Annotated in this window: 28 protein-coding genes, 1 tRNA gene and 1 pseudogene; 6 read left to right on the forward strand and 24 right to left on the reverse strand. The window is 63.4% G+C overall.

Going from position 1 to position 25,581, the window contains the following annotated elements; all coding sequences use genetic code 11:
• Positions 1-109: 109 nt before the first annotated feature.
• The 10 genes and pseudogenes from NKJ58_RS28420 to NKJ58_RS28465 form a co-directional block, all read right to left on the reverse strand.
• Positions 110-3,301 (reverse strand): amino acid permease, encoded by a 3,192-nt coding sequence (locus NKJ58_RS28420; RefSeq protein WP_352519102.1) that lies wholly within the window; start codon positions 3,299-3,301, stop codon positions 110-112.
• Positions 3,302-3,758: 457 nt separating this feature from the next.
• Complete coding sequence (locus NKJ58_RS28425) at positions 3,759-4,976, reverse strand: MFS transporter (RefSeq protein WP_352854448.1); 1,218 nt, start codon at positions 4,974-4,976, stop codon at positions 3,759-3,761.
• Positions 4,973-6,361 carry an NAD(P)-binding protein gene (locus tag NKJ58_RS28430; protein ID WP_352519101.1) on the reverse strand — a complete coding sequence of 463 codons (1,389 nt, stop codon included), beginning with the start codon at positions 6,359-6,361 and terminating at the stop codon, positions 4,973-4,975. Before NKJ58_RS28430 ends, NKJ58_RS28425 begins: the two co-directional genes overlap by 4 nt.
• A gap of 40 nt (positions 6,362-6,401) precedes the next feature.
• Positions 6,402-6,722, reverse strand: coding sequence for an ArsR/SmtB family transcription factor (locus NKJ58_RS28435; RefSeq protein ID WP_352498538.1), 321 nt, complete (start codon positions 6,720-6,722; stop codon positions 6,402-6,404).
• A gap of 30 nt (positions 6,723-6,752) precedes the next feature.
• On the reverse strand, positions 6,753-7,214 hold the full coding sequence (arsC, locus tag NKJ58_RS28440; RefSeq protein WP_352498537.1) for an arsenate reductase (glutaredoxin): 462 nt from the start codon (positions 7,212-7,214) through the stop codon (positions 6,753-6,755).
• Positions 7,211-7,900, reverse strand: a complete 690-nt coding sequence (locus NKJ58_RS28445; protein WP_352498536.1) for an aquaporin — start codon at positions 7,898-7,900, stop codon at positions 7,211-7,213. The genes arsC and NKJ58_RS28445 overlap by 4 nt, the downstream gene beginning before the upstream one ends.
• Positions 7,901-7,905: 5 nt before the next feature.
• Positions 7,906-8,265 (reverse strand): annotated as a pseudogene (locus tag NKJ58_RS28450) (arsenate reductase/protein-tyrosine-phosphatase family protein).
• 28 nt (positions 8,266-8,293) lie between these two features.
• On the reverse strand, positions 8,294-8,626 hold the full coding sequence (locus NKJ58_RS28455) for an ArsR/SmtB family transcription factor (protein WP_352498534.1): 333 nt from the start codon (positions 8,624-8,626) through the stop codon (positions 8,294-8,296).
• Between the two features lie 276 nt (positions 8,627-8,902).
• Positions 8,903-9,109, reverse strand: a complete 207-nt coding sequence (locus NKJ58_RS28460) for a hypothetical protein (RefSeq protein WP_023681214.1) — start codon at positions 9,107-9,109, stop codon at positions 8,903-8,905.
• 74 nt (positions 9,110-9,183) lie between these two features.
• Complete coding sequence (locus tag NKJ58_RS28465) at positions 9,184-9,483, reverse strand: DUF1236 domain-containing protein (protein ID WP_352498533.1); 300 nt, start codon at positions 9,481-9,483, stop codon at positions 9,184-9,186.
• Positions 9,484-9,659: 176 nt separating this feature from the next.
• Here NKJ58_RS28465 and NKJ58_RS28470 point away from each other — a divergent pair, with 176 nt between their 5' ends.
• From NKJ58_RS28470 to NKJ58_RS28480, 3 genes are all read left to right on the forward strand, one after another.
• Positions 9,660-9,920, forward strand: coding sequence for a hypothetical protein (locus NKJ58_RS28470; RefSeq protein ID WP_245262541.1), 261 nt, complete (start codon positions 9,660-9,662; stop codon positions 9,918-9,920).
• A 48-nt stretch (positions 9,921-9,968) separates the two neighbouring features.
• Positions 9,969-10,277, forward strand: a complete 309-nt coding sequence (locus NKJ58_RS28475; protein WP_023672071.1) for a DUF1236 domain-containing protein — start codon at positions 9,969-9,971, stop codon at positions 10,275-10,277.
• Between the two features lie 200 nt (positions 10,278-10,477).
• On the forward strand, positions 10,478-10,822 hold the full coding sequence (locus NKJ58_RS28480; RefSeq protein ID WP_023672069.1) for a low affinity iron permease family protein: 345 nt from the start codon (positions 10,478-10,480) through the stop codon (positions 10,820-10,822).
• Positions 10,823-10,923: 101 nt separating this feature from the next.
• On the opposite strand, the gene NKJ58_RS28485 is transcribed toward NKJ58_RS28480, so the two are convergent.
• From NKJ58_RS28485 to NKJ58_RS28525, 9 genes are all read right to left on the reverse strand, one after another.
• A tRNA-Leu gene (locus tag NKJ58_RS28485) sits at positions 10,924-11,008 on the reverse strand.
• A 299-nt stretch (positions 11,009-11,307) separates the two neighbouring features.
• Positions 11,308-11,928 carry a 2,3-bisphosphoglycerate-dependent phosphoglycerate mutase gene (locus NKJ58_RS28490; protein WP_023749686.1) on the reverse strand — a complete coding sequence of 207 codons (621 nt, stop codon included), beginning with the start codon at positions 11,926-11,928 and terminating at the stop codon, positions 11,308-11,310.
• Positions 11,929-11,955: 27 nt separating this feature from the next.
• Complete coding sequence (gene dapB, locus NKJ58_RS28495) at positions 11,956-12,777, reverse strand: 4-hydroxy-tetrahydrodipicolinate reductase (protein WP_352498532.1); 822 nt, start codon at positions 12,775-12,777, stop codon at positions 11,956-11,958.
• Positions 12,774-14,633, reverse strand: coding sequence for an ABC transporter ATP-binding protein (locus tag NKJ58_RS28500; RefSeq protein ID WP_352811069.1), 1,860 nt, complete (start codon positions 14,631-14,633; stop codon positions 12,774-12,776). The genes dapB and NKJ58_RS28500 overlap by 4 nt, the downstream gene beginning before the upstream one ends.
• A gap of 279 nt (positions 14,634-14,912) precedes the next feature.
• Positions 14,913-15,932, reverse strand: a complete 1,020-nt coding sequence (locus NKJ58_RS28505) for a glucokinase (RefSeq protein ID WP_023710339.1) — start codon at positions 15,930-15,932, stop codon at positions 14,913-14,915.
• A 152-nt stretch (positions 15,933-16,084) separates the two neighbouring features.
• Positions 16,085-17,167: a penicillin-insensitive murein endopeptidase gene (gene mepA, locus NKJ58_RS28510; RefSeq protein WP_460221917.1), complete on the reverse strand. Its 1,083-nt coding sequence runs from the start codon at positions 17,165-17,167 to the stop codon at positions 16,085-16,087.
• A 46-nt stretch (positions 17,168-17,213) separates the two neighbouring features.
• Entirely contained in the window at positions 17,214-18,314 is a 1,101-nt protein-coding gene (locus tag NKJ58_RS28515; RefSeq protein WP_023745887.1) for an SDR family oxidoreductase, read from the reverse strand.
• Complete coding sequence (gene queG, locus NKJ58_RS28520) at positions 18,311-19,465, reverse strand: tRNA epoxyqueuosine(34) reductase QueG (protein ID WP_023745886.1); 1,155 nt, start codon at positions 19,463-19,465, stop codon at positions 18,311-18,313. Before queG ends, NKJ58_RS28515 begins: the two co-directional genes overlap by 4 nt.
• The gene (locus tag NKJ58_RS28525; RefSeq protein WP_023672063.1) at positions 19,446-20,138 is read right to left on the reverse strand and encodes a glutathione S-transferase family protein; all 693 of its coding nucleotides are present in this window, start codon (positions 20,136-20,138) and stop codon (positions 19,446-19,448) included. The genes queG and NKJ58_RS28525 overlap by 20 nt, the downstream gene beginning before the upstream one ends.
• Before the next feature lie 171 nt (positions 20,139-20,309).
• On the opposite strand from NKJ58_RS28525, the gene NKJ58_RS28530 reads away from it, so the two are divergent.
• Complete coding sequence (locus NKJ58_RS28530; protein WP_352514296.1) at positions 20,310-21,116, forward strand: undecaprenyl-diphosphate phosphatase; 807 nt, start codon at positions 20,310-20,312, stop codon at positions 21,114-21,116.
• Positions 21,117-21,290: 174 nt separating this feature from the next.
• Here the strand turns inward: NKJ58_RS28530 and NKJ58_RS28535 are convergent, their stop codons facing one another.
• Both NKJ58_RS28535 and rsmI read right to left on the reverse strand, forming a co-directional pair.
• Positions 21,291-21,668 carry a YraN family protein gene (locus NKJ58_RS28535; protein WP_352514297.1) on the reverse strand — a complete coding sequence of 126 codons (378 nt, stop codon included), beginning with the start codon at positions 21,666-21,668 and terminating at the stop codon, positions 21,291-21,293.
• A complete protein-coding gene (rsmI, locus tag NKJ58_RS28540; RefSeq protein WP_352514298.1) occupies positions 21,661-22,569 on the reverse strand; it encodes a 16S rRNA (cytidine(1402)-2'-O)-methyltransferase in 909 nt (302 codons plus the stop codon). Before rsmI ends, NKJ58_RS28535 begins: the two co-directional genes overlap by 8 nt.
• 172 nt (positions 22,570-22,741) lie before the next feature.
• Between rsmI and NKJ58_RS28545 the strand changes: the two genes are divergently transcribed.
• On the forward strand, positions 22,742-22,927 hold the full coding sequence (locus NKJ58_RS28545) for a hypothetical protein (RefSeq protein WP_023687558.1): 186 nt from the start codon (positions 22,742-22,744) through the stop codon (positions 22,925-22,927).
• Positions 22,928-22,934: 7 nt separating this feature from the next.
• Positions 22,935-23,123, forward strand: a complete 189-nt coding sequence (locus NKJ58_RS28550) for a hypothetical protein (RefSeq protein WP_352462812.1) — start codon at positions 22,935-22,937, stop codon at positions 23,121-23,123.
• 24 nt (positions 23,124-23,147) lie between these two features.
• On the opposite strand, the gene hemW is transcribed toward NKJ58_RS28550, so the two are convergent.
• From hemW to NKJ58_RS28565, 3 genes are read right to left on the reverse strand one after another with little or no spacing between them, the layout of a single operon-like run.
• Positions 23,148-24,305, reverse strand: coding sequence for a radical SAM family heme chaperone HemW (gene hemW / locus NKJ58_RS28555; RefSeq protein WP_352854453.1), 1,158 nt, complete (start codon positions 24,303-24,305; stop codon positions 23,148-23,150).
• Positions 24,305-24,952, reverse strand: a complete 648-nt coding sequence (gene rdgB, locus NKJ58_RS28560; RefSeq protein ID WP_023816142.1) for an RdgB/HAM1 family non-canonical purine NTP pyrophosphatase — start codon at positions 24,950-24,952, stop codon at positions 24,305-24,307. The genes hemW and rdgB overlap by 1 nt, the downstream gene beginning before the upstream one ends.
• Complete coding sequence (locus NKJ58_RS28565) at positions 24,952-25,362, reverse strand: VOC family protein (protein ID WP_352462813.1); 411 nt, start codon at positions 25,360-25,362, stop codon at positions 24,952-24,954. The genes rdgB and NKJ58_RS28565 overlap by 1 nt, the downstream gene beginning before the upstream one ends.
• Positions 25,363-25,581: the final 219 nt, after the last annotated feature.

Consider the following 25,581-nt stretch of genomic DNA (forward strand, 5'->3'; position numbering starts at 1 on the left):
CAGCGCGCCGACCAGTGCGACCTTTATAAGGGCGAGCCCGAGCAGTACCGCCAGCAGTCCTCGCTCACCGGTGTGTTGCAAGAGCAGCGCGCCGACGGTCGGCGCCGGGCTATCGCGTTACGCTAAGCGCCTGGGGTGCGGTGGTATCCTTGGGCTCCGCGAAGGCAGATCCTGGCGAAATCCCATTCGTCACATTTTTGTAGAGCGCTATCGGATGCGGGCGCCCTACCAGATATCCTTGGATTTCGGGGCATCCTTCCTTCATCAGGAAGGCACGCTCGTCCTCTGTTTCGACACCCTCCGCGATGACAGGCAAGGCCAGCGCATTCCCCAGGCTGAGTATCGTGCGCACGATGGCCGCCGATTGGACATTCGAGCCGACACCCGAAACAAAACTGCGATCGATCTTGATCTTGTCGAATGGAAACGCCTGCAACGAGGACAGTGAGGCATACCCCGTGCCAAAATCATCCATCGAGACCCTGACGCCCAACGCCTTCAACCTCCGCAAAACCGACAAGGCAGTTGCCCGGTCGCGGATGAGAACCCCTTCCGTGATTTCCAGTTCCAGCCGCCCCGGAGCAAGGCCGGTCTCGTAGAGGATAGAATGAACGAGGCCTACCAGGTCCCCGAAACGGAATTGCACGGGAGAGAGGTTGACGGCGATCTGCAGCGGTGAGGGCCAGGAGGCCGCGTCTCTGCACGCCTGCCTGAGCGTCCATTCACCTATCTCAACGATCGTGCCATCCTGTTCGGCAAGCGAGACAAACGCGTTTGGGGAGATGAGCCCATGCTTTGGATGGTGCCATCGGGCGAGTGCCTCGAAACCGAAGATTTCGCCGTCTATCCTGGCTTGCGGCTGGTAATGAAGCACAAGTTCGCCATGGCCGACCGCAGAGCGCAAATCTCGCTGCAAGGCGTAGCGCTCTCTTAGTCGCTTATCCATCTCAGGGTCGAAGAATTGCACCATTCGGCGACCGTCCGCCTTGGCCCGGTAGAGCGCTGCGTCGGCATTTGCCATCAGCGCCGCGGCATTCTCTCCGTCTTTCGGATAGATCGCCGCGCCGATGCTCACCCCGATCGAAATGTGCTGGCCCCGGATTTCGAATTTGCCTGCCGCCGATTCGAACAGACGGTCCGCAACGTCCTTGGCACTCGCGGACCGGTCATCCATGGCCAGGACAACCGTGAATTCGTCGCCGCCCATGCGCGCGATAAAGGCCTCAGGCGCCGCGGTTTGGAGACGCCGGGAGATGGTGCAAAGCAGATCGTCGCCGGCGGCGTGCCCGAAAACGTCGTTCGCCTCTTTAAAATGGTCAAGGTCGATGCTGAAGACGGCAAAGCTGGCGTGCGTTGCTTTTGCGCGCTCGAGCGTCGTGGCCAGGTGTGCTGCAAGCGCGGCTCGGTTCGCCAGGCCGGTAAGCGGATCGTGGTGCGCGAGATGCGCGATTTCCTCGTGCCGCGCCATCAGTTCGGTGCGCGCTACGTTCATGTTCTCGCGCGCGTCGTCCAGGCCGTGGGCGGCTTCCCTCACCTTGTCCTGGAGCAGATTGAAGCTTTCGGCCATCTCTCCAAGTTCGTCACGAGAGTTTACGGTAACCGGCATGATGTTCACGGAGGCGTGCGCCGCGGCGAGGTCTCCCCGCCCCAGGGCGACCATGGCAAGAGAGAAATCCTTCAGCGTTCCGGATGTCAGACGCTTTGCCGCGTTGCTCACCTCGGTCGCCGAATGGGTGATCATCCCCGGCAAGATCAGGCCAACGCTGATGGTCAGCAGCGCGACAACGACAAAAATGTCCTCCAGCGCGGCGACCAATGAAGTGTCGCCTTGGGGAACGCTGCCGATCGCCAGGAAATAGCCGGCACCGTCAAGCACGAGCACAAAAAGCATGGCTCCGGTAAGCTTCAGGTGAAGCGTATGTGGCAGCAAGGGTAGACCGAGTGCGTATCGATCCTCCATCGTGCGCCAGGCGTATAGCGCAGCACCCGAATATGCCAAAGCCAGACCGAACAGGACGGTAGGAAGGCCAAATTGCTGAAATCCCAGTATGGCGGTCAACAGCCATATTGCAGCCGCGCCGACGCCAAGGATGATCGTTCCCCTGGGAGCCCGGAAGGGTCGCTCGGCTTCGGGACTGTCACGGCGCAAGAGCCAGACTGCGATGTTTGGCATGCAGATGCTGATCAGGTACGTAAAATTGGCCGCGGCGATCATCCAGAGCGGATATCCGCACAGCATGAAGCCGATTGCCGCAGCAGCTGTGAGCAGCGTTGCCGCCCAGGGACAATCTGTTGAGGTGCGCCTGGCCAGGAAGCTCGGCAGCAGGCCGTCTTCGCTCAGCTGCGCAAGGGTCCGCGCGGCGCCTGCCAATGGCTGCAACGTTCCATGGAACATGTTCAGCATGATGAGCCAGATGGCGGCCGCCTTGCCGAAACTCCCCAACAAGGGCGCAAAGGTGGGCCCGAGAGCTATGGCGAGGTCGGTGCCTAGCGGCTCCGGCCCGAGCACACCCAGCCAGACAACCGGCAGGACCAGGAAATAGACGCCGGCCATTGCGGCGCTGGCCCACATCGCCAGAGGAATGTTGCGGTTGGGATCGATGGTTTCGCCAACATGGCAGGCTGCAGCCTCAAATGCCGGTGCGGCAAACCCGATCAGGTACAGTCCCGCCATCACCGACGTGATATCGCCGAACAGGCCGGTAAACGGGCTGGTCAGGGCAAAATCCGTCGCCTGCCGCCAGTCGACCGAGCCACTGATGACCGGGACGAGGGATGAGAGAAACGCAAGCGTCGCGGAGGCAGTGGCGATCGGGATCGCCAGTTGGACCACCCACTTGATTCCACACAGGTTGACCGCCGTAAAGAATGCGATGAGCCCGCAGGCGACCGCCTCCACGGGGAGGCCCGGCAGGTACCATTGCTGTATTGCAGACGCTGAAAGAACCGCTGTCAGTCCGCAGGTCGGCACCCAACCCCACCAATAGCAGGTGCCCGTCAGAGCCGAGAGAACGGGACTGTAAGGTCGGAAGGCTTCGGCGCACGCTGCAGAGATACCGCCGACGCGGTTTGGCCACATGAGAACCAATTCGGTCCACGCAGGCGCGGCGGCCCAGCTTAGAAGCAGACCAACAACGAGCAAAGGAACCGCAGCGCTTCCTTGACCGGGAATATTCCCCTGGCCGACAAAAAGGGCGGCAATCAGAAACAAACTTTGATTGCTGCCACCCATGGCGAGCGCTGTCGTGCCCATCCATCCCAAGGTTCTCGGGTGCGGTCGTGAAGGCGTGAGGCCCGGCATTCAGAGACATCCATTCGAGTGCGGAGCGCTGTCTGACTGGCGAATGTAACCTGCGGAGATATGTCTGTCGAACGTCGCGCTCCCGAAGTCAAAGTTGGACCTTAGGTGAGACGTATTAAGACTTCGTACCAAACCAGATCCGCCCGATGATCGCTGTCAACTTGCGGTAGCTGCGGTTCAATCATGCTGATGCCGGCCCGAATGGATCGATCTCCTCCGATCTGGGATATCATTTCCAATCTTATCTAATCGCCCACTATGGAAGAGCGATCGAATAGTCGCGAATACAGCCTTATATCGATTATTATCGACAAATCTCGTGATCGCGGGGCGCCATCATTCGAAACGGCGGCTGAAGTCGACTGTAGATCGCTAAGCACATTGACCGCTTTTTGACTTCGTACCTCGCCATCGTGGGGGCAAGCACCGAGACTTCACGCCGTGCCTCAAGCTGGAGCTAACTTGTGCGAGCACGCCGCATAGCCCCGCGTTGCAGGGCAAACAGCGCGCCGACCAGTGCGATGTTTATCAGGGCGAGCCCGAGCAGTGCCGTCAGCAGTCCGCGTTCACCGGTATGCTGCAAGAGCAGCGCGCCTACGGACGGCGCCGCAGCTTGGGCGATCAAGCTCGGCATGGCGAGCCGGCCCATCAGCTTCGCATAGCCGGTGGCGCCAAACAGGGCGAGCGGCAGCGTGCCGCGCGCGATTGATTCCAGGCCGATGCCGGCGCCGTAGAAAATCAGAGCGCCCGGCAGGACAGGCAGGTCGGTCCAGAGCGTCGCCACGCCTATGACCACAAAAGTCACCGACGCCAGCTTGGTCCAGATCGGATGGTGATAGCGGGCGATCGCCATCTCGACCGCGCGGGCGCCGACCTGGGACGGGCCGACCAGCGCGCCGAGGCCGACCGCCGCGCCCAGCGCCAGGCCGGCCGATTGCAGGATAGTCAGCAGATGAACCGATAGGGTGGAGGAAATGACGGCGGACAGGGTGATACTTGCTGCAAGCGTGGCCATAAGCGGCAGGGTTCGCGGCGCTAGACCCGTTTCGGGCTCAATGGCGGCTGCGGGCGTCGTTTCGGCGGGAACGCCGCGTGGCAAGATGAGCAGATAGACCGGCAGCGCCATACAAAGCTGGATCGCAGCATAGACCAGGCACACGCCGCGCCAGCCAAACGTGTCGAGCAGAAAGGCCGAAATCGGCCAGCACATGGTGCTGGCGAAGCCGCCAAACAGGGTGAGGCTGGTAATGGTCGAGCGAGCGTTGCGGCCATAGAGACAGCCAAGCGTGCCGAAGGCCGCGTCGTACAGGCCGGCCCCCATGCCAAAACCCATGATCAGCCAGCCGATGACAAAAACAGCCAGACTAGCAGACACGGAGAGGACGAGTTGGCCGAAGCCGAGGCAGAGGGCGCTGAAGGCCAGCGTCACGCGCCCTCCATGGCGTTCGATCGCGGCGCCGACATGCGGCGAGATCAGGCCCGCGACGAGCAGGCCGAGCGACAGGCTGCCGATCACCCAAGGAAACGACCAGCCGGTCTCAGCCGACACTGCCGGCGCAATGACGGCCGGCAGGTAGTAGGAGGAGCCCCACGCCATGATCTGTGTAAGGCCAAGCGCCGTGACGATCGTGCCGCGGCTGCGCACGCCGGCGGTCGATGATGGCAGCAAGCTCACGCGGCAACGCCGCAACCGCACCCACCCTTGCCGACAGCTTTTGCGGCGGCATCGGCGACGCAGCACGCATCCGCCTCCTTTGCTGCCGGGCCGCCGCAACAGCCTTTGGAGGCAGCGCCAAGTGCAGAAGACGGCACCGTACAGACCCCGGTTTCCGGCAACACCAGTTGCACTACGTCGGCGGAAGCCATATCGCCGGCAAGCGCGGCGGCGACGGAGCGGACCTGTTCATAACCCGTCAGCAGCAGGAAGGTCGGCGCCCTGCCGTAGCTCTTGATTCCGACCGTATAGAAATCGGGCTCGGGATGGCTGAGCTGGCGATGGCCATGCGGCGGCACATCGCCGCAGGAATGCTCGTTGGGATCGATGAGCGGCCCCAGTGCCTTGACGCTTTCAAGCCACGGATCGAGGTCGAGGCGGAGCTCCCTGGTCAGCGAGAGGTCGGGGCGCTGCCCGGTTGCGGCGATGATGCGGTCGATAGGGCCTACCTGGCGCAAACCGCCTGCCGTCTCGCCTTCGACGATCAAGCGATCTTCCTGGGCACGGATGGCGACGGTTGAAAATCCTGTCACAAGCGAGACGCGGCCGCTTTCCGCCAGGTCGCGAACATCGGCGCCAAGCTCGCCGCGCGCCGGCAAGGCATCGGCGTCGCCGCCGCCATAGATGCGCACGAGGTCGGTGCCGCGCGTTACCCAGATGAACGCCGTGCCGGGCTCGGCATCGGCCAGTGTGGCGAGGTCGAGCAAGGCATTAGCGGCCGAGTGCCCCGAGCCGGCAACCAGCGTCGTGCGGCCGGCATAAAGAGCGCGGTCACGGCCGAGAATATCAGGAACTCCATAGGCGATACGGCCGGCATTCTCGGCCTCGCCCTCGGCCGCGATTCCGCCCGCGCCGAGCGGATTTGGCGTCTGCCAGGTGCCGGATGCATCGATCACGGCGCAGGCGCGATCGCGCCTTGTGCCATTGGCCGTTTCGACCACCAGCATGAAGGGCCGCGTCCCGCGTGCCTTGCTCAACACCTTGTCGGCGCCCCAACGCGAGATGCCAACGACGCGGGCGCCGGTTTCGATCACCGGCGTCAGTTCCGGCAGCTTGGCAAGCGGCTCCAGGTAATGCTCGACAAGCTCGGTGGCGGTGGGGAATGCCTCTGGCTCCGGCATGCGCCAGCCATGGACCTCGAGCAATTTTCGCGCCGCCTGGTCGACGCAGTAGCGCCAGGGCGTGAACACTTTGACATGACCCCAATCCCGCAGGGCGGACGCAACTTCGCTACCCGATTCATAGAGCTTTACTGGCAGGCCCTGCTTCAGCAGATGGACGGCTGCCGCCAGGCCAACAGGACCGGCGCCGATGATGGCAACGGGGAGATCGCTTCGAGAAACCATAGTTTCCATCCTTCCGGGATTATCGAAATAGAACCAAAAATTATGCCGCGGCCTCGCCTTCGGCAGGATTGCAGGCGACGTCGGCGCAGCATTCGTCGGCGAGGAAGCCGATGAGGTCGTTCATGATGGGATAGTTAGCGCGACAGATCAGCGTCGTTGCCTGCCGCTCCTGAGTCACGAGGCCGGTCAGGATCAGCCGGTGCAGATGGTGCGACAGCGTCGATGCGGCGATGCCGAGACTTTCCTGCAGATAGCCGACCGGCCTGCCGGCTGCACCGGCCCTGACCAGTGTGCGATAGAGGTTCAGCCGCGTCGGATTGCCGAGCGCCTCGAGCTGTTTTGCTGCTTGTTCGAGTCTCATCGAAATACAATACGCCAGTGACCGACGCAATCAAGCGTTGTTTCGATTGCCGTCGAAATAACGCGTTGCTCGGACGACGCGTTTGCCCTCGGCATTCGTGACGACCTCACCGTCCTCCTTTGTGAAGGCGCCGATCTGCGGATTTGGAAGGATGTCGAGGACGGCTTCCGACGGCCGGGCGAGCATGGCGCCGAGCGGCGTCACCACGATCGGCCGGTTGATCAGGATCGGATGCGCCAGCATGAAATCGAGGATCTCGTCGTCGCTCCACTTGGGATCGCCGAGGTTGAGTTCGGCAAAGGGGGTACCCTTCTCGCGCAGCAAATCGCGCGGTGTCATCCCCATCGCCGCAATCAGCTCGATCAGCTTTTCGCGCGAAGGAGGCGTCTTGAGGTACTCGATCACCTCCGGCTCTTCGCCGGACTGGCGGATGATCGCCAGGGTGTTGCGCGAGGTGCCGCAATCGGGATTGTGATAGATGGTGATGGTCATTGCGCAGCTTTCATCTGTGACTCGGGTTTGGGTTCTGAAAGCAGCCAGCCGGCCAGAGCCACGGCGAGCAGCGCGCCCAGTAGTTCGGCGACGATGAAGGCCGGGACATCGAGCGGCCGGACCCCGGCGAACGTGTTGGAAAACGCGCGCGCAATGGCGACCGCCGGATTGGCGAACGAGGTCGATGCCGTGAACCAATACGCGGCGGTGATGTAGAGCCCGACCAGCCAGGGAATGGCATCACTGCGAAAGCGCAAGCCGGCAAGGATGGTGAACCCCAAGCCGAAGGCGGCCGCCAACTCTGCGATCCATTGGCCGCTTCCGGTTCGCACGGTTTCGGACACCTGCAGGATCGGCAGTTCGAACATCGCGTGAGCTAGGAACGTTCCGGCAACGCCACCCAGAATTTGGGCGACAGTGTAAGCCAACCCTGTTCTGGCTTCAATCTCACGTCGAAGCGCGAACACCAGCGTGACGGCCGGATTGAAATGCGCCCCGGAGATCGGCCCAAGAATGGTGATCAGCACCACCAGAATAGCGCCGGTCGGGATCGTGCTGCCGAGGAGCGAAAGCGCCACGTCGTCGGTCAAGCGATCGGCCATGATGCCCGAACCGACAACGGCGGCAACCAGCATGGTGGTGCCGAGCGCTTCGGCGGCGAGGCGTCGGGACAAATCAGTGGCCATGCTGCTCAGCCTGCATTGGGGTGATTGCGACCGATCTCATTTCAGGCGCTTCTGCAAGGCAAGCTTATCGACCGTATTCATCGGCAGGCTGACGAAGATTGCCTCGACGGTTGCGTGAACGGGCTCCCCCAATGAGACGTCATCGGCTGACCGGGCCATACGGGACAGGACTCATTGGCTGCGTTGTCGCAAACGGTCTTCAGAAGCTGCAGCGTATAGGGATGGACCGAACCCTTCGAATGGGGGCCGGCAAAAAAGGCCTTGAACCTGTCGGCGCCGACACGGTTCAGCATCGCGTCCGCGAGGATCGACCGCGCCGAATTGCCGGTGCACAGGAACAACCCATTGTAAATCTGATCGCTCATGGCTTCCTCCCCCTGGCATTCACTCAGCTTAACAATTGCAAGTCACCGCCTGGATTACCGACGGGCAAAGCTCCGGCGCACCGTTACAGCAATCCTCCATCAGGTAAGCAAGCAAGTCACGGAAACCGGTCATGTTGGCGACATAGCGAATGGTGCGCCCCTCGCGCTCAGCGCGGACCAGCCCAGCATGGCCGAGTATCTTCAGATGCGCCGACATGGTGTTCTGGACGATGCTTAAGCGCGCCGCGACCTCGCCAGCGGGCACGCCTTCGACACCGGCCCGAACCAGCAGCCGGAAAACCTCCAGCCTTGTATCCTGGCCAAGCGCCGCGGGCGCGACAAGGGCGGTCTCTTTGTTCACGTATCCACAAATCCAGATTTATCGCCACATAGCCAAGGCGTATGACATCTGGATGACATCCAGGAGGGGGATCGATTTAGCGGGCTTCCAGATCTTGACCGCAGATATGAACAGGATCGCCGCGAGCGCCGGCAGCAGGAATGTGTTCAGCACCAGGGCGAGAAGCTGGCCCAAGGCACCTGATAGCAGGTTTGAACCGGTTCGGCGATTGTACTTCGCAAACGCTTTGGACTTGGGACCAGCGTTGCGAGAGCCTGCACACGTGAGTACTCCGCCTCACAAGCCTTCCGGCTGGTCCTCGAGGACGAACGACGCTGCAATCAGGTCATCGCCGCTGATGCGGCCACTGCCGCCAACCATGATGGATGCGACTTTCTGAAAGGTCTTCATGTCGGCCTCTGTTATGCGCGCATCGCGCATTCTCGCCCTGAGAGAACCCAGGCGGGTATCAAGGGCTGGCGATGTCTCGACGTCATCGATCATCTTCGATCATCCTGGAGCGCAATGTGAAATCCGCTGCCCGCCGCCATGGCCGGCGGCGGGCGGCAGCTATTCGATCAGTCGTAGACCTTCACAATTTTCCGGGTGCTGGGATCGACCAGGACGGTGCGGTTGTCGACCACGACGTAGCGGTATTTGACGTTGGGAACTTCGTGCAGCTCGACCGTATCAGGCAAGGCACTGCCGACGTTCAGCTCCACGCCCGGGATCTTCACCGAAGCCAGCGGCTGCTTTTTTACGTATTCGCGGACGACCGTATCCTGCTCCGGTGTGATGACGACATCCTGAGCTGCGGCGGCGCCGACCTCAGCCAAAAGCAACAAGCCTGCAGCGGCACTTGCAAAGTGGATTTTCATGGTTTTCTCCTCGCGTAATCCGGCGACGGCACCACGCCTGTTCGCCGAGGGACCGAACTTGAGATCAGCCAGATTGTTCCTGTGACTTCAGTCTGCGGCGAACCAGACCAAAGTCGGATATCAGCTAAGACCCAAGTCCCGAAGCGGAACGTTCAAGTGGGGCAGGCGTTTCCCAAATGCAACTAAATAAAACAGGAGAGGAACACATGGCCGACGGCCCAACTGTTGTTAATTCTGGTGGTGGGGGCGGCACTGCAATTGCTGTTGTTCTTGCACTTATTGCAGTCGTAGTATTGCTTATTTTTACCGGCGTCATCAATATCCGCGGCGACGGCGGCAAGGATATCAACGTCAAGGTTGAAGCGCCAAAGGTGGAAGCTCCGGCTGCACCCGCAAAGCCTGCGGCACCTGCCCCAGCCCCTGCGAGTGGCGGCTGATCTGCTCGTATCCACGCTTCCGAACTGACCTATGAAAAGGAAATTCCCATGACCAGATATTTCGTCAGCGCCGCCGGCGCCCTCGTCCTTATGGCGGGCATCGGCACCTCGTTTGCCGAGGACGTTATTGTTCTCAAGCCCGAACAACAGACGGTCGTTCGCGAATATATCCATAAGCAGAAGCTGGCCTCAGTCAGTTTGCTCGGCGTCGAACTCAATGTCGGCACGGCACTTCCAGACACTGTCGAGCTCCACGCAATCGACGTTCCGGATGTGCGCTACAAGTATACGGTTGTCGGAGATCATGCGGTTCTCGTCGATCCCGACACGCGCAAGGTCGTGCAGATCATCGAGTAACGCGCGAGCCCGCCGCTCCGGTCTGGAGCGGCGGGCTGTGGCTGAGCTGTGAAGGCTCTACGGGCAGCCGTTTTCTGAACGGGAGGATGTCTGATGTTTAGCGACAAGGAAACTTGGGTCCTGGAAGCTGCCTTACTCGCGGCAATTCCAATTTGCGTAGCCGTCACCGCACTCGTGGCATTTTTGACCGCGGCCTGGATATGAACCGCTTCCTCTTTGTGATGGGCGACTTTCTATCCCGGCCACCGGGCTTCTATGTCCTTCTTGTAGCCATGCTGCTCTGTACTGCGTTGGTGCCATTCGGCCTGACCAATGTGGTCACCTACGCATTGTCGGTAGCGGCCATCGTGATCACCGGCGTTGTGCTGATCCAGGGTTACCGCGACACGGCCGCCATCCACGCCAAGCTTGATGAGATTATCGTTTCGCTGAATGAGACCAGAAACGATGTCGTCGGCTTGGAGCATGCCGAGCCGGAGGAGATTCGGGAGAAGCTCCAGACACTCGAAGAAGAAGCAATGAAAGCGGTTCGCCCGCCGCATTGACCCTCCGCTGGACTATCTGTCATCCATCAGCAAAAAAGCCCGGGAACCGGGCTTTTTTGCTTCGCGTCTAAATCATTTCGGACTTATCCGAAACGGGAATTTGGTGCCCAGAAGAGGACTCGAACCTCCACTCCTTGCGGAACACGGACCTGAACCGTGCGCGTCTACCAATTCCGCCATCTGGGCTGGTGCGGGCTCATGTAAGCGGGCAAACGATATGTGTCAACGCGCTTTTTCGAGGGCCGCTGCCTGCCGGCTTAGTTTCCCGGGGGTCAGCGCCGCCCCTCACCTGCCTGCCGGCATCCTCTCCCCGCACAGTGACGGGGAGAGGGGCGCTCTCATCGATGATTTTCGCCGGTCACCTGCGTCACAAGAAGAGCGCCGAGGCTGCGGCCAGCCCTTTCTCCCCGTCACTACACCGGGAGAACTGCCCGGCAGGGCAATGAGGGGCAGCGCCGACTTGGCGAATGCGCTGGCCGAAAACCTCACCCCTCCAGCACGTCCTTCGACGCCACAGTGGAATCGGCGTTGAGCTCGTAGATCACCGGCACGCCGGTGCCGAGCTCGAGCTTGACGATCTCCTCGCCGCTCTTGCCGTCCAGCGCCATGATCAGTGCGCGCAGCGAATTGCCATGCGCGGCGACCAGCACGGTGCCGCCCTTCAGCACATGCGACTGCATGTCGTGAAGATAATAGGGCCAGACGCGAGCGCCGGTGTCCTTCAGGCTTTCGCCGCCGGGCGGCGGCACGTCGTAGGAGCGGCGCCAGATGTGCACCTGCTCTTCGCCCCACTTCTGACGCGCGTCGTCCTTGTTGAGACCGGAGAGGTCGCCGTAGTCGCGCTCGTTCAGCGCCTGGTCGCGGATCGTCTTCAAATCGCTCTGGCCGACCGCGTCGAGAATGTGCTGGCAGGTCTTCTGCGCCCGGATCAGCGCCGAGGTGAAGGCAATGTCGAATTTCAAGCCGCGTGCCTTGAGCTTCTGGCCGGCTTCCTTGGCCTCCTTGTGGCCTTGCTCGGTAAGGTCGACATCGCGCCAGCCGGTGAACAGGTTCTTCAGGTTCCATTCGCTCTGGCCGTGGCGCACGAGCACGAGAGTTCCCGACATGTTTGCTCCTTCAAAATTATGGATAGTTTAGCTCAAGCCGAGCACGTCCCGCATGGAATAAAGTCCGGGCTTTTTACCGCGCGCCCAGAGCGCGGCCTTGACCGCGCCGCGGGCAAAGATGGCGCGGTCCTCGGCATGGTGCGACAGCGTGATGCGCTCGCCGGTCCCGGCCAGGATGACGCTGTGGTCGCCGACCACCGAGCCACCGCGCAAGCTGGCAAAGCCGATCGCTCCTGGCTTGCGCACGCCGGTATGGCCGTCGCGTGACCGCACATCGTTGCCGGCAAGAGAAATGCCGCGTCCCGCCGCCGCCGCTTCGCCGAGCAGCAAGGCGGTGCCCGAGGGCGCGTCGACCTTGTGCTTGTGATGCATTTCGAGGATCTCGATGTCGAAATCCTCTGGACCGAGCGCGCGCGCGGCCTGCTCGACCAGCACCGCCAGAAGATTGACGCCGAGGCTCATATTGCCGGATTTGACGATCGTCGCGTGGCGCGCCGCGGCCTCGATCCTGGCGTCGTCTTCCGCCGAGCAGCCGGTGGTGCCGATGACATGGGCAATGCGTGCCTGCGCGGCATAGCCTGCGAATTCGACGGTGGCTGCCGGCATGGTGAAATCGAGCACGCCGTCGGCCTTGGCGAACACCGGCAGCGGATCGTCGCCGATCGTCACATTGATGATGCCGATGCCGGCAAGCTCGCCCGCATCCCTGCCGAGATAGGGCGATCCGGTTCGTTCGACCGCGCCGACGACGCGGGCGCCGGGGATCGAATGGATGGCGCGGATCAGCGTCTGGCCCATGCGGCCGGCCGCCCCCACCACCACCAGGCCCATTTCGCTGGATTCGCTCATGCTGTTCTCCCCACCGCCTTCTTGGCGCGGCTGCGCCGGACCGGAGTTTGGACGGGCTTCGAGTCGTCGACAAGCCCCAGTCCGTTCTTGCCTTGAATGCGGTGGAAGCGGGCATAGACGCTGTCCGGATCGGCCATCAGCCTGGCATGGTTGCCTTCCTCGACCAAGCGGCCCTCTTCAAGTACGATGATGTGGTCGGCGTTGACGACCGTCGACAGGCGGTGCGCGATGACGATGGTGGTGCGCCCTTCCATCACATGGGTCAGCGCCTCCTGGACGCGCGCCTCGGCCTCGTTGTCGAGCGCCGAGGTCGCTTCGTCGAGCAAAAGGATCGGCGCGTTGCGCACGATCGCCCGCGCAATCGAGACGCGCTGGCGCTGGCCGCCGGAAAGTGTCGAGCCGCCCTCGCCGACGGGCGTGTCGTAGCCCTGCGGCTGCTGACGGATGAACTCGTCGGCCGCCGCCAGCACCGCCGCCCGCTCGATCTCGGCGTCGGTCGCCGAAAGTCGGCCAAAACGGATGTTGTCGCGTATGCTGCCTTCGAACAGATAGGGCGCCTGCGAGACATAGGCGATCGAGCCGCGCAGCGAGTGCTTGGTGACTTTGGAAATGTCCTGGCCATCGATCTCGATCGAACCCTTGTCGACATCGTAGAAGCGCTGCAGCAGCGCCACGAGCGTCGTCTTGCCGGCACCCGAGGCCCCGACCACCGCCGTAACCTTGCCGGCCGCGGCGGTGAAACTCAGGTTCCTGATCACCGGCATGTCGGCGCTGTAGCCGAACGTCACATTGTCGAAGCGAACCTCGCCGGTGGTGATCCTGGCTTCGACCGCGTCGGGCGCATCGCCCTGTTTAGGCTCCAGGTCGAGCAGCTCGTAAATCATCCGGGCGTTGACCAGGGCACGTTCCATACCGACCTGCGTACGAGCCAGGCGCCGTGCCGGATCGTAGGCCATGATCAGCGCGGTGATGAAGGAAAACACAGCGCCTGGTGGTTGTCCGAGCACCAGCGCCCGGTAGCCGGAATAGGCAAGGACGGAGGTAATGGCGAAACCGCCCAAAATCTCGGAAATCGGCGACAGCCGCTCCGCGACCCGGGCGATCTTGTTGTTACGCTGCTCGGCCGTATCGGCCATGATGCCGATCCGGCGCGCCAGCTCGGCTTCCAGGGTGAAGGCCTTGACGATGGCGATGCCTTGCGTGGCCTCCTGTACGGACCCGTTCAGCCGCGAGTTGATCAGCACCGATTCCCGGTTGATGCGCCGCAATCGGCGGGTGATGTAGACGACGGCCCAGATCAGCGGCGGCCCGATCAGCAGCGAGCTGAGCGACAACACCGGATCCTGGTAGATCATGACGCCGACGAGGGCGATCAGCGAGACCGCGTCGCGGCTGATGGAGGTCAGCGTCAGCGACAGCAGATCGCGAACGCCGCCGACATTCTCGTTGACCTGTGCCGCCAGCCGACCGGAACGCGTATCGTTGAAGAAGTCGACGCCGAGCTTCATCAGGTGGTCGAAGCTGCGCTTCTGGTAGCGGGCGACCAGATTGTTGCCGATCTTGGCCAACGCGACCGCCTGGCCGTAACCGGCGAAGCCGCGCAGCACGGAGGCGGCCATGAACCCGGCGCAGATCCAGACGATCATGTCGCCGCGTCGTTCGTAGAAGATCTCGTTGATCATCGGGGCCATGATCCACGCCGTGAAGGCGGTGGTGGCGGAAACAATCAGCAGGCAGCCGACGGCAACGACATAGGTCCAGCGATATTCACTGCCGTTTTCGGCCAGGATGCGGCGCAGCACCGCAGTGACCTCAGCTGGCTGGACTTTCAGTTTGAGTGGACTTTGAGCGGTCAAATCGCGGGCGCTTCGTGGTTTGCTAGAGCATGATGCCGAAAAGTGTGAAGCGGTTTTCGGACGACATCATGCTCTATCTCTTTGATTTAGAGCCGGATTCAGATTTCAGGTCGATTCGATCCGAAATCATCAGGCCCTAGGGATGCCAGGCTGGAATTCGGCCCCTCTTAGCGCCCCGGCTACGGCTTGCCTATGGCGAAACTTCGTCGCGGCCCGAGGTTGGGGTCACGAAAGCGGCAGCCATTTCCAAGAAAATACCCGTTTTCGGGACGAAATGGATCATGCCCGCCAGCGCCGCCCCGCGGTCTGGACGCCGAACAGCGAAGGGTTGCGGGCATAGGCGGCAAGGCCCAGAAGTGCCGCCAGCGGGTGGGTGATGACATAGACCGGCATCGAGGCCATCAGCGCGCTGTGCGGCGCCTTGTCCTCGAAGGCGGCGCGGAAATTGCCTTCCTTCAGCGCGGGCACGATCTTTTGCGCGATGCCGCCGGTCAAGAACACGCCGCCGCGGCTCATGAACACCAGCGCGAGGTCGCCGGCGGTGCGGCCGAGGCAGGTGACGAACAGCGCCAGCGCTTCCTCGGCGACCGCATCGGTCTTGGCCAGGGCCGCCCCGGTGATTTCGGCCGGCGTGGTGAACGGCGCCGGCTTGCCGTCGGCCTTGGCGACCGCCCGGTAGACATTGACCAGACCGCGCCCGCACAGGATCTGCTCGCCCGAAATGCGGCCGTCCAGCTTTTCGATATGCGGGAACACCTCGAAATCGCGCGGCGTCCGCGGACCGATATCCATGTGGCCGCCTTCGCCAGGCACCGGTATCCAGTGGTGGAGGGCATGAACCAACCCAGCGACGCCGAGGCCGGTGCCGGGACCGAGCACGACACGCCCGGCATTCTCCTCCGGCGTGCCGCCGCCGATCTTTTCCATGTGCTCTTCGCCGAGCGCCACGACGGCCAGCGCCTGCGCCTCGAAATCGTTGAGCACGACGATGTCGCCCAGGCCCAGATTGGCAAACATCTGCTTCGGCTTCACCACCCAGGGACAATTGGTAAGCGGGATCTCGTCGCCATCGACTGGTCCGGCGATGGCCAGCACTGCCGAATTCGGCCGGATGGACGACCGGTCGAGCACCGCCGCCTGGATCGCCTCGTCTATGGTGGCGAAATTGGCGGTTTGCACGATATGCGGCTCACCGGCTTCCGAATTTGCGTCGAGCACGATCGAAAAGCGCGCATTGGTGCCGCCGATGTCGCCGATCAGCACTGGAAACCGCAACGCGGTGTCGTCGTCGCCTGACATGCTCTTGCTCGTCCCCTTTGCGGCGCCGTTGCGACCGTTTCAATCGCCCGGTTTTCAATCGCCCGGTTTTTCAATCGCCCGGTGTTCAATCGCCCGGTGTTCAATCGATTGACTAGCGCATGGCCCCGGAAAGGGAAAGCGTCAGTTCGCCATCACTGTCCGACGTTTGCCGGCGGCCGTCGCCTTGGCAGGGGAATGCCGATCTCCGGCGTGGCGGTGAAGGCGTTGGCTGCGTTTGGCAAGCCGCCCGCATTGCCCGCAATAGGCGGAGGCGCGTCGGGTTCCGGCGCCCTGGCGGCGATCGGCACGCCGCCGCCGCGATAGGTGACGGCTTCGGCCGAGTCCGCGTCGGGCTGGTCAAGCACGAACTGGCATTGTTTCGGCAGGTTCGCCATCGTCATCAGGTCGCGCGCCTTGGGCGCATCCGGGTTCTTGTTGGGGCGCCACGGCTCCTCGGTAAACCACCAGGCCAGCGGCTTGCCGCAGCCGTCATCGTCGGGCGTCGCTTCCTGTCCCTTGCAGTTGGGCGAACCCGGCTGGCAGCCGATGCGGATGTGGAAATGATAGTCATGGCCCCAGAACGGCCGGATTTTTCTCAGCCAGGTACGGTCGCCGGTGACGGTGTCGCACAGCTTCTTCTTGATCCCAGGATTGACCAGGATGCGCTCGACTTCCGGATAGCTCGCCGCGCGCTTCAACAGCTTGGTATGCATCGGCTTCCACAGCCTGTCCTTCACCAGATGCGTCTTGTCGTCGACCATCAGCGTGGCGCTGATGTTTTCGCGCTCCTGGGTGGTGAGCTTGCGGTCGGGCATTGGCGTCAGCCAGATGTCGGCGTCGAGGCCGATCTGGTGCGAGGCGTGCCCGGTCAGCATCGGCCCGCCGCGCGGCTGCGAAATGTCGCCGATCAGAAGCCCCGGCCAGCCGTCGGCGGCGGCATCGCGCGACAGTTTCTCGATCAGCGCAATCATCGTTGGATGACCCCAGCGCCGGTTGCGCGAGGGACGCATCACCTCCCAGTTCTGGCCGTCCATCGGAATGGCGACGCCGCCAGTGAAGCAGCCCTTTGAATAGAAGCCGAAGGATTGCGCCGCAGCCACCGCCGGCAGCTTCTTGGCGCCGAACAGGTCTTTTGCCCGTGGCTCGGCCGTGATTGCGCCCGCCACCAGCCCGGCCAGCGCCACGATCGCCAGCGCCGCCGTCAGGAACGGCCGTCTGCCGGTCAAGGATCGCATCGAAATCGTCATGAACCCCACTGCAAAAGTCCGCAACACAATCGAATCATATCACCCTCGGGCTCGCGTTTCGATTATCTACCTTCATCGGGCTGCGCGGCTCGCCGTCGCGCCAGCTGCCGTCGGCCCACATCCGATCGAACGCCTGGCGGTAGTCCGGATAGCGGAACCGGTAGCCCGCTGCCTTGATCGCGGCGTTGGCGACGCGCTTGTTCTCGCCATAGAAGGACCGCGCCATGGGCGAAAGTTGGGCGGTCTCGAAAGGAATCTCCGGCGGCGGCTCGACGCCCATCAGCGAAGCGGCATAGGTGACGACATCCTGCGGCGGCGCCGGCTCGTCATCGGTGATGTTGAAAATGCCGCCTCTATTGCCACCGATGAGGTGCCAGAGCGCGCCGGCGATGTCGTCGCAATGGATGCGGTTGAACACCTGGTCGGGCTTGACCAGCCGCCTGGCCGTGCCGTTTTCCAGATTGACCAGCGCGTTGCGACCCGGCCCGTAAATGCCGGAAAGCCGCAGGATGGCCACCGGCTTGCCGGTCTCGAGTCCAAGCTGCAGCCAGCCCCGCTCGGCCGCCACTCGCATCGACGAGCGTTTCGACACCGGCCGGCATTCGGCCGTTTCATCGACCCAGGCACCGTCATAATTGCCATAGACGCCGACGGTCGAGAGATAGCCGATCCAGCGAAGCGCCGGCATCGCCTCGATCGCCTTGCGCGCGGCGAGAAGCACAGGGTCGCCGGCCTCCTCCGGTGCCACCGAGACGACGAGATGGGTGGTCTTTTCCAGCGCATCGCCGATTTCAGGGGTCAGGGCGCCGTCGAACAGCAGCGGCGCGATGCCGACCTGCCGCAGCGCGTCGAATTTTTCCAATGAGCGCGTGGTGCCAAAAATGAGATTCTTGTGAACAGGGGCGCCCACACTACCCCTCCCCACAAGGGGGAGGGAACGTTGCCGCGCGCTCTTACCGATCCCAGTCGCTGGGTCTGCGAAGGTAGGCGCTTCCGCGAGTTCCCCTCCCCCTTGTGGGGAGGGGTTAGGGGTGGGGGTATTCGTAGTGCGCAAACCGTGCCAGCCCGCATTGGCCCGTGCAAAGGCTTTGCCCGAATAGCCGGCGCCAAAGATAAAAACCTGTTTTTCGCTCATGCGTGCGCCTCAATTGGCAATACGGACAGCCATTCGCCCCGCACTGTCTTGTCGGTTTCAGTGTTCGAGTAGATCGCCGCCTGCCTGTTGAATTCGGCGGCCGGCACCAGCCGCGCCAGCGCCCAGATCGCCGCGCCGCGCACCAGCGGCGAGGCGTCGCCAAGGAGGGCGCGCACCGGGCCGGCCAGCGAAACATCGCCGGAATTGCCGGCGGCGGTCAGCACGTTGCGGACAAAGCGGTCGCGGCCGATGCGTTTGATCGGCGAGCCCGAGAAGAAAGACCGGAACGCCGTGTCGTCCAGCTGCAACAGCTCGCCCAGCGGCGGCTCGCGCAGTTCGTCGCGGGCAGCAAGCTTGGCTTCCGAAGCGGCGCGGGCAAACTTGTTCCACGGGCAGGCGGCGAGACAATCGTCGCAGCCATAGATGCGGTTGCCGATCTTTTCGCGGAATTCTTGCGGGATCGGCCCCTTGTTCTCGATGGTCAGGTAGGAGATGCAGCGCCTGGCATCGAGCCGATAGGGCGCCGGAAAGGCATCGGTCGGGCAGGCGTCGAGACAGGCGCGGCAGGAACCGCAATGGTCTACCTCGGTCGCATCGGGCGTGAGCTCAGCCGTGGTGAAGATGGTGCCGAGAAACAGCCAGGAGCCGTGCTCGCGGCTGACCAGATTGGTATGCTTGCCTTGCCAGCCGAGCCCGGCGGCCTCAGCCAGCGGCTTTTCCATCACGGGCGCCGTATCGACGAAAACCTTCACGTCGCCGCCGGCCCGCGCGACGATCTTGCCGGCGATCTCCTTCAGCCGGCCCTTCATCACCTCGTGATAGTCGCGGTTTTGCGCATAGACCGAGATCGCGCCGCGATCGCGCCTTGCCTGCAGCGCACGCGGATCGTGGTCGGGGCCGTAATTCATTGCCAGCACGATGATCGAGCGCACCTCGGGCCACAGCGTCGAAGGCTCGCTACGGCGTTGAAGCGTCTCCGCAATCCACGCCATCGAACCGTGAAAACCATCGGCGACGAATTCGGCCAATCTGGCTGGCGCCAGCGGGATCGCATCGGGCGTGGTGACGGCAACCGCATCGAAGCCGGCGCGCCGCGCCTCGGCGTCGACTAGCGCGCGCAGGGTTTGGCTTCTAGAAGTCGAGGTCCGCATAATGCGACACCGGCGACAGGCCGCGCACCCGGTCGGAGAGCAGCGGCCGGAACGACGGCCGCGATTTCACCCGCGTGTACCATTCGCGCGCCGCGGCATGCTCGCGCCAATCGATCTCGCCGAGATAATCCAGCACCGACAGCGTCGCCGCTGCCGCCAGGTCGGCATAGGTGACCTTGCTGCCGGCCAGCCAATGACGGGTGCCGGCCAGCCAGTTGGTGTACTTCATGTGCTGGCGAATGTTGGCGCGCGCCGCGCGGATCGCCGCCGAATCGGGGGAACCGCCGCCCGCCGTTTCCGGCATCACCGGCTTCAGCACGCGCTCGCGCACCAGATGCCGGGTCACTTCGCTCTCGGCCTTGTTGAGATACCAGTCGGTCAGGCGGCGGATTTCGGCGCGCTGCATCGGGTCTTCGGCAAACAGGCGCTTGTCGCGCTTCAGGACACCACGTGTTTCGTCGAGATATTCAGCGATCACCATGGCGCCGACGATCGGCACGTCGCCTTCGGCCAGCAGGATAGGCAAGGTGCCGGCGGGGTTCAGCGCCAGAAACTCCTTGCGCCGCGTCCACGGTTTTTCCTCGATCAGCGCCAGCTCCTCGCCATATTCGCCGAAGGCGAGGCGCACGAAGCGGCAGGTGGCGAACATCGGGTGATGGAAAAGCGTCAGCATGATTCCGCGATATTAAGGCGCACTGGCGAATCGCCGTCCGCACCGGTAAGTCTTGGCGGCCCGTCATGCGGCCGTCACGGTGCTGCGACCTATAGGGGGACTTCCGCGCCGTGACAAGCAAGCCCTTTTGCCAGCCGTTTCCTTCCGTCCCTTGAATGCCGAGGTTGCCATATGGATAGCCATACCATTGTCGAAGCCCTGCTGCTCGGCCTGCTGGAGGGGCTGACCGAGTTCATCCCGGTCTCCTCGACCGGCCATATCCTGCTCGCCGGCCATTTCCTCGGCTTCCATTCCACCGGCAAGGCTTTTGAGATCCTGATTCAGCTCGGCGCCATCCTGGCGATCCTCAGCGTCTATTTCCGCCGTCTGTGGCAGATGCTGCTCGACCTGCCGCATGACCGGCTGACGCGGCATTTCGTCCTCGGCATCCTGATTGCCTTCCTGCCGGCCGCCATCATCGGCGCGCTGGCGCATGATTTCATCAAGACGGTGCTGTTCGAATCGCCAAGGCTGATCTGCATCATGCTGATCATCGGCGGCGTCGTGCTGCTGGTCATCGACCGCATGAAGCTGCAGCCGGTCTACCGCGACGTCGAGCGCTTCCCGACAAGGCTTTATTTGCAAATCGGCCTGTTCCAGTGCCTGTCGCTGATCCCCGGGACGTCGCGCTCCGGTTCGACCATCGTCGGCGCGCTGCTGCTGGGCGTCGACAAGCGCGCGGCGGCGGAATTCTCCTTCTTCCTCGCCATCCCGACCATGGTCGGCGCCTTCGCCTTCGATCTGTTCAAGAACCGCAACGTGCTGAGCAGCGCCGATCTGCCGATCATCGCCATCGGCTTCGTCGCCGCCTTCCTTACCGCGCTGATCGTCGTGCGCTTCCTGCTCGATTACGTCTCGCGCAACGGCTATTCGCTGTTCGGCTGGTGGCGCCTGGTCGTGGGTGGCGTCGGGCTGGTGGCGTTGATGATCTGGGGGTGAGCTTTACTCTCCCCCTTGTGGGGGTCCGAAGGACGGGCGAGACAGGCGGCTCGCCCCGGTCAGTCGATCCGCAAAGCGGATCGGGGTGGGGTCGGCGCCACACCCCCGCCCCGTTTCGCCAACGACGCGTCGCTTGCTCACCGACCCTCCCTACAAGGGGGAGGGTAAAGGCCGCTAACTCCTCCCATAAAACGCGTTCTCGACATGCACAGGCCAGCGCCAGGGCAGCACCGCGATCATGTCGAAGCGCATCGACAATCTGCCGTAATCCGGTTGGCGCGACAGCCAGATGTCGGCCGCGCCCTCGATGCGGCGCTCCGATTCGTGGCCAATCGCCTCCATCGCTTCCATCAGCGTGCGCCGCGCCTTGACCTCGACGAACAGCACCAGGTCGCCGCGCTTGGCGATCAGGTCGATCTCGCCGAAGCGGGTGCGATGCCGGCGGGCGAGGATGCGATAACCTTTCAGCATCAGCGCCGCTGCCGCCAGCCACTCGCCGCGATGGCCGCGCCGATAGGCTTTTTGGCGGCTGGCGGCCGGGCGCTCAGCCACCTTCGCCTTCTCCAACCGCATCCCTGAGTTCCAGCAGCCGCCGGTAAAGCGCCTGCTTCTGGCCGCCAGTCATCTTCGCCGCCTCCGCCGCCGCCTTGGACGCCGGCATTTCGGCGGCCAGCGACAGCAGCAGCCTGTCGATGTCGGCGGGTTGGTCGGGCTTGATCTCGGCGGGCCCGACGCAGATGACGATCTCGCCCTTCGGCGTGTCAGCCGCCGCATAGTGGTCGGCCAGCGCCTGCAGCGTTCCCGTCCGCATCTCTTCAAAAGTCTTGGTCAGCTCGCGGCCGATGGCGGCCTTGCGCGCGCCGCCCAACGCCTCGACCATGGCGACCAGCGTTTCGGCCAGCCGACGCGGCGACTCGAAGAAGATCAGCGTTGCCGGCACCGCCCTGAACGTTTCGAGCTTTGTCAGCCGCTGTCCAGATTTCACCGGCAGAAACCCCGCAAACAGGAAGGCGTCGGACGGCAGGCCCGACGCCGTCAGCGCCGCCAGCGGCGCCGATGGGCCGGGGATCGGCACCACGCGCAGGCCGCGCTCCAGAGCTTCGCCGACCAGCCGGTAGCCTGGGTCGGAGATCAGCGGCGTGCCGGCATCCGAAATCAGCGCCACGCTCTGCCCGGCCTCGAGAGCCGCGATCAGCTTCGGCCCGGCCTCGCCGGCGTTGTGCTCGTGATAAGCGGTGGTGCGCCGCCGGATGCCGTAGCGATCGAGCAACACGCGCGAGACGCGAGTGTCCTCGCAGGCGACGATGTCGGCGGCGACCAGCGTCTCCAGCGCGCGCAGCGTGATGTCGGAGAGGTTGCCGATCGGCGTCGCCACCAGATACAGCGCCGGCGCCACCGACCGGACCGCGATCTCGGTCTGCCCGATCACATAGCTGCGCTTCTCGCCGGTCACCGGGGTCTCTCCATTTCGCCCTGTTTGGCACGGCGCGCGCCGGGTTGCAAAATCCCGAACGTCGAGCCAAACCTGACGCCGATGTAACCCGGCGGCCATGTCTTTGCCACAGTGGGGAACGAAAGCGTGGCTGGCGGATTGAATACCTGAGTCTCTTGAGGAGGAGGACAGGATGGACAGCCTGGAATTGCAGGACGTTTTCGAGCCCTATTATGCCGAGCGCAAGCGCTTCACTGCGCGAAAGGGCAAGCGTGCGCTCGCCGAAAGCGACACCGGCCTGGCCAGTCGGGCGGCCACCGCCTTGCCGACGAATGTCAGGCTTTCGGACAACAAACCGGACAGCACGACGGAGCACTGACCGTACGATGCCCAATCGTTTCGATATCTTCATCACCCGTCTTGAAACGAAGAGCGCCCGCGAAGGCGCGCCGCCGCATCCGATGAACGACCAGAACAGCGTCCGCCGGGACAAGAGCGACGCCAAGCCGGCCCGAAACGGAGAGGCGCATGCCGAGAAACACCGCGGCAAGCGCCGCTTCAAGCACGACGCTTGACGAAGAGCACGTTTTTCAAAGGCGTTATCGCGCCAAATCCGCCACCACGGCATCGAGCACGATCATGCCGGCTGGCGTGGCGCGTAGCCTGGCATTGCCGATCGGCGCCACCAGCCCCTCATCCTGCAGCACGGTCAGCCGGGCGCTCGACAGGCCGCGCCCGGAAAACGCCTCGTAGCGGGAAAGGTCGATGCCTTCGACCAACCTCAGCCCCATCAGCAGGAACTCGTCGGCCTCTTCGGAGCGCGTCAGGATCTCGCCGCCGGTGACGCCATGGCCCCTGGCCTCCACCAGATTGGCCCAGGTCTCCGGCATCCGCTCGGCGATCGTCACGGTGCGGTGGCCGTTCTCGATAAAGCGGCCATGCGCGCCCGGTCCGACGCCGACATATTCGCCATAGCGCCAATAGGTCAGATTGTGCCGGCTCTCGGCGCCCGGCCTGGCGTGGTTGGAAATCTCATAGGCCGGCAGGCCATGCGCCGCGGTGACCTCCTGAGTCAGCGCATAGAGATCGGCGGCCCGGTCATTATCGGGGATGATGAATTTCTTCGCCGCATGAAGGGCATGGAACGGCGTGCCTTCCTCGATGGTCAGCTGGTAGAGCGACAGATGGTCGGCGGCATGGCCGATCGCCTGTTCGAGCTCCGCCTGCCAGTCGTCCAGCGTCTGGCCGGGGCGGGCGTAGATCAGGTCGAAGGAGAGTCTTGGGAATATGTCCCGTGCCAGGCCAATTGCATGCAGCGCCTCCTCGACATTGTGCAGCCGGCCGAGGAAGCGCAGATCCTTGTCGTTCAGCGCCTGCACGCCGAGCGACACGCGGTTGACGCCGGCGGCGCGGTAGCCGCGAAAGCGCTCGGCCTCTACCGAAGATGGATTGGCTTCCAGCGTCACCTCGATGCCGTCGGGCACCGTCCAATTCTTCGCCACGGCGTCCAGCACCGCCGCCACCGTCTGCGGCTGCATCAGCGACGGTGTGCCGCCGCCGAGAAAGATGCTGGTCACTTCGCGCGGCCCGGTCCGCTCGCTCATGGTCTTCAGCTCGGTCTCGAAGGCGCGGGCAAAGCGCTCCTGGTCGACCGGCTGGTGACGGACATGGCTGTTGAAGTCGCAATACGGGCATTTGGCCGCGCAGAACGGCCAATGGATGTAGACGCCGAAGCCCGGGCTGCGGTCCAGCGACATTAAGCTGAGCCTAACCTGGCGCGGGCGAATTTCTGGAAGGCGCGGGCGCGGTGCGACAGCGCCGTCGGCTGGCCGGGCTTCCAGCCGTGTTTTTCCTCAGCGCTCATCTCGCCGAACGTCTTTTCGAAACCGTCCGGCAAAAACACCGGGTCGTAGCCGAAGCCGAGTTCGCCGCGCGGCGGCCACACCAGCGTTCCCTCAGCTTCGCCGCGATAATATTCAGCCTCGCCATTGGGGAAGGCCAGACAGATGACGGCGACGAACCGCCCCTTGCGCTGCGCTGGCTCGGCGGCGCCGACCTCCTGCAAGGCCACTTCGGTGCGTTGCATGGCCATCCCGAAGTCGCGGCTGCCGTCGGGAGCTTCGGCCCAATTGGCGGTGTAGACGCCGGGGGCGCCGTCGAGCGCGTCGACGCACAGGCCCGAATCGTCCGACAGCGCCGGCAGGCCGGTCGCCTTAGCCGCGGCGAAGGCCTTGATGTAGGCGTTTTCCTCGAAGGTGGTGCCGGTCTCCTCCGGTTCCGGCAGGCCGTAGTCCTTGGCCGACTTCGCCTCGAAGCCGAACGGACCCATCAAGTCGGCGAATTCGCGCAGCTTGCCTTCATTGTGGCTGGCAACGACGATCTTCTTTCCATCGAGAGAATGCATCAAAGGCCCCAGATCCTTGGCTCGGCGAATTCGATCGAATTGCCCGAGGGGTCGCGTATGTAGATCGAGCGCCCGCCCTGCGGCCATTCGAATTCGCTTTCGATGGCGATGTTTTTCGCCTCAAGTTGCGGCTTCCACTGTGCGAGTTCATCCGCACTTGCGGCAAAGCAGAGATGGCCCTCGCCGACCGCGCCATGTGGCGGCACTTTCAGCCGCGCATCGGGCGCCGGCGGGATTTTGGTGGCTTCGGCGTTGAAGATGAGCAGCACGCCCGGGCCGCAGCGGAAGAAGAGATGGCGGCCGTCGACCTTGCCGAGGAGAGGGAGGCCGAGGACGTTGGAGTAGAAGGCTTCGGCAGCGGCGAGATCCGTGACGTAAAGCGCTGACTCAAGAATAGCGGAGGGTTGCATCAGGCACCCCCCTCTGCCCTGCCGGGCATCCCCCCCGCAAGGGGGGAGATTGGCAGTTCCGCTGGCGGCGTCTCAACGTTGATGGTTGGCGAAAACGGTAGCGACCTCTGATCTCCCCCCTTGCGGGCATAGGCGCTAAGATAGGTATTGCCTTGCGGAATCGGGTGTGATTCTACGCTGCGATGACACACGAATCGCTTGTTGATGACGGCTGGGCCG

It is taken from the genome of Mesorhizobium sp. M0139 (assembly GCF_040322455.1).
Taxonomy (GTDB): domain Bacteria; phylum Pseudomonadota; class Alphaproteobacteria; order Rhizobiales; family Rhizobiaceae; genus Mesorhizobium.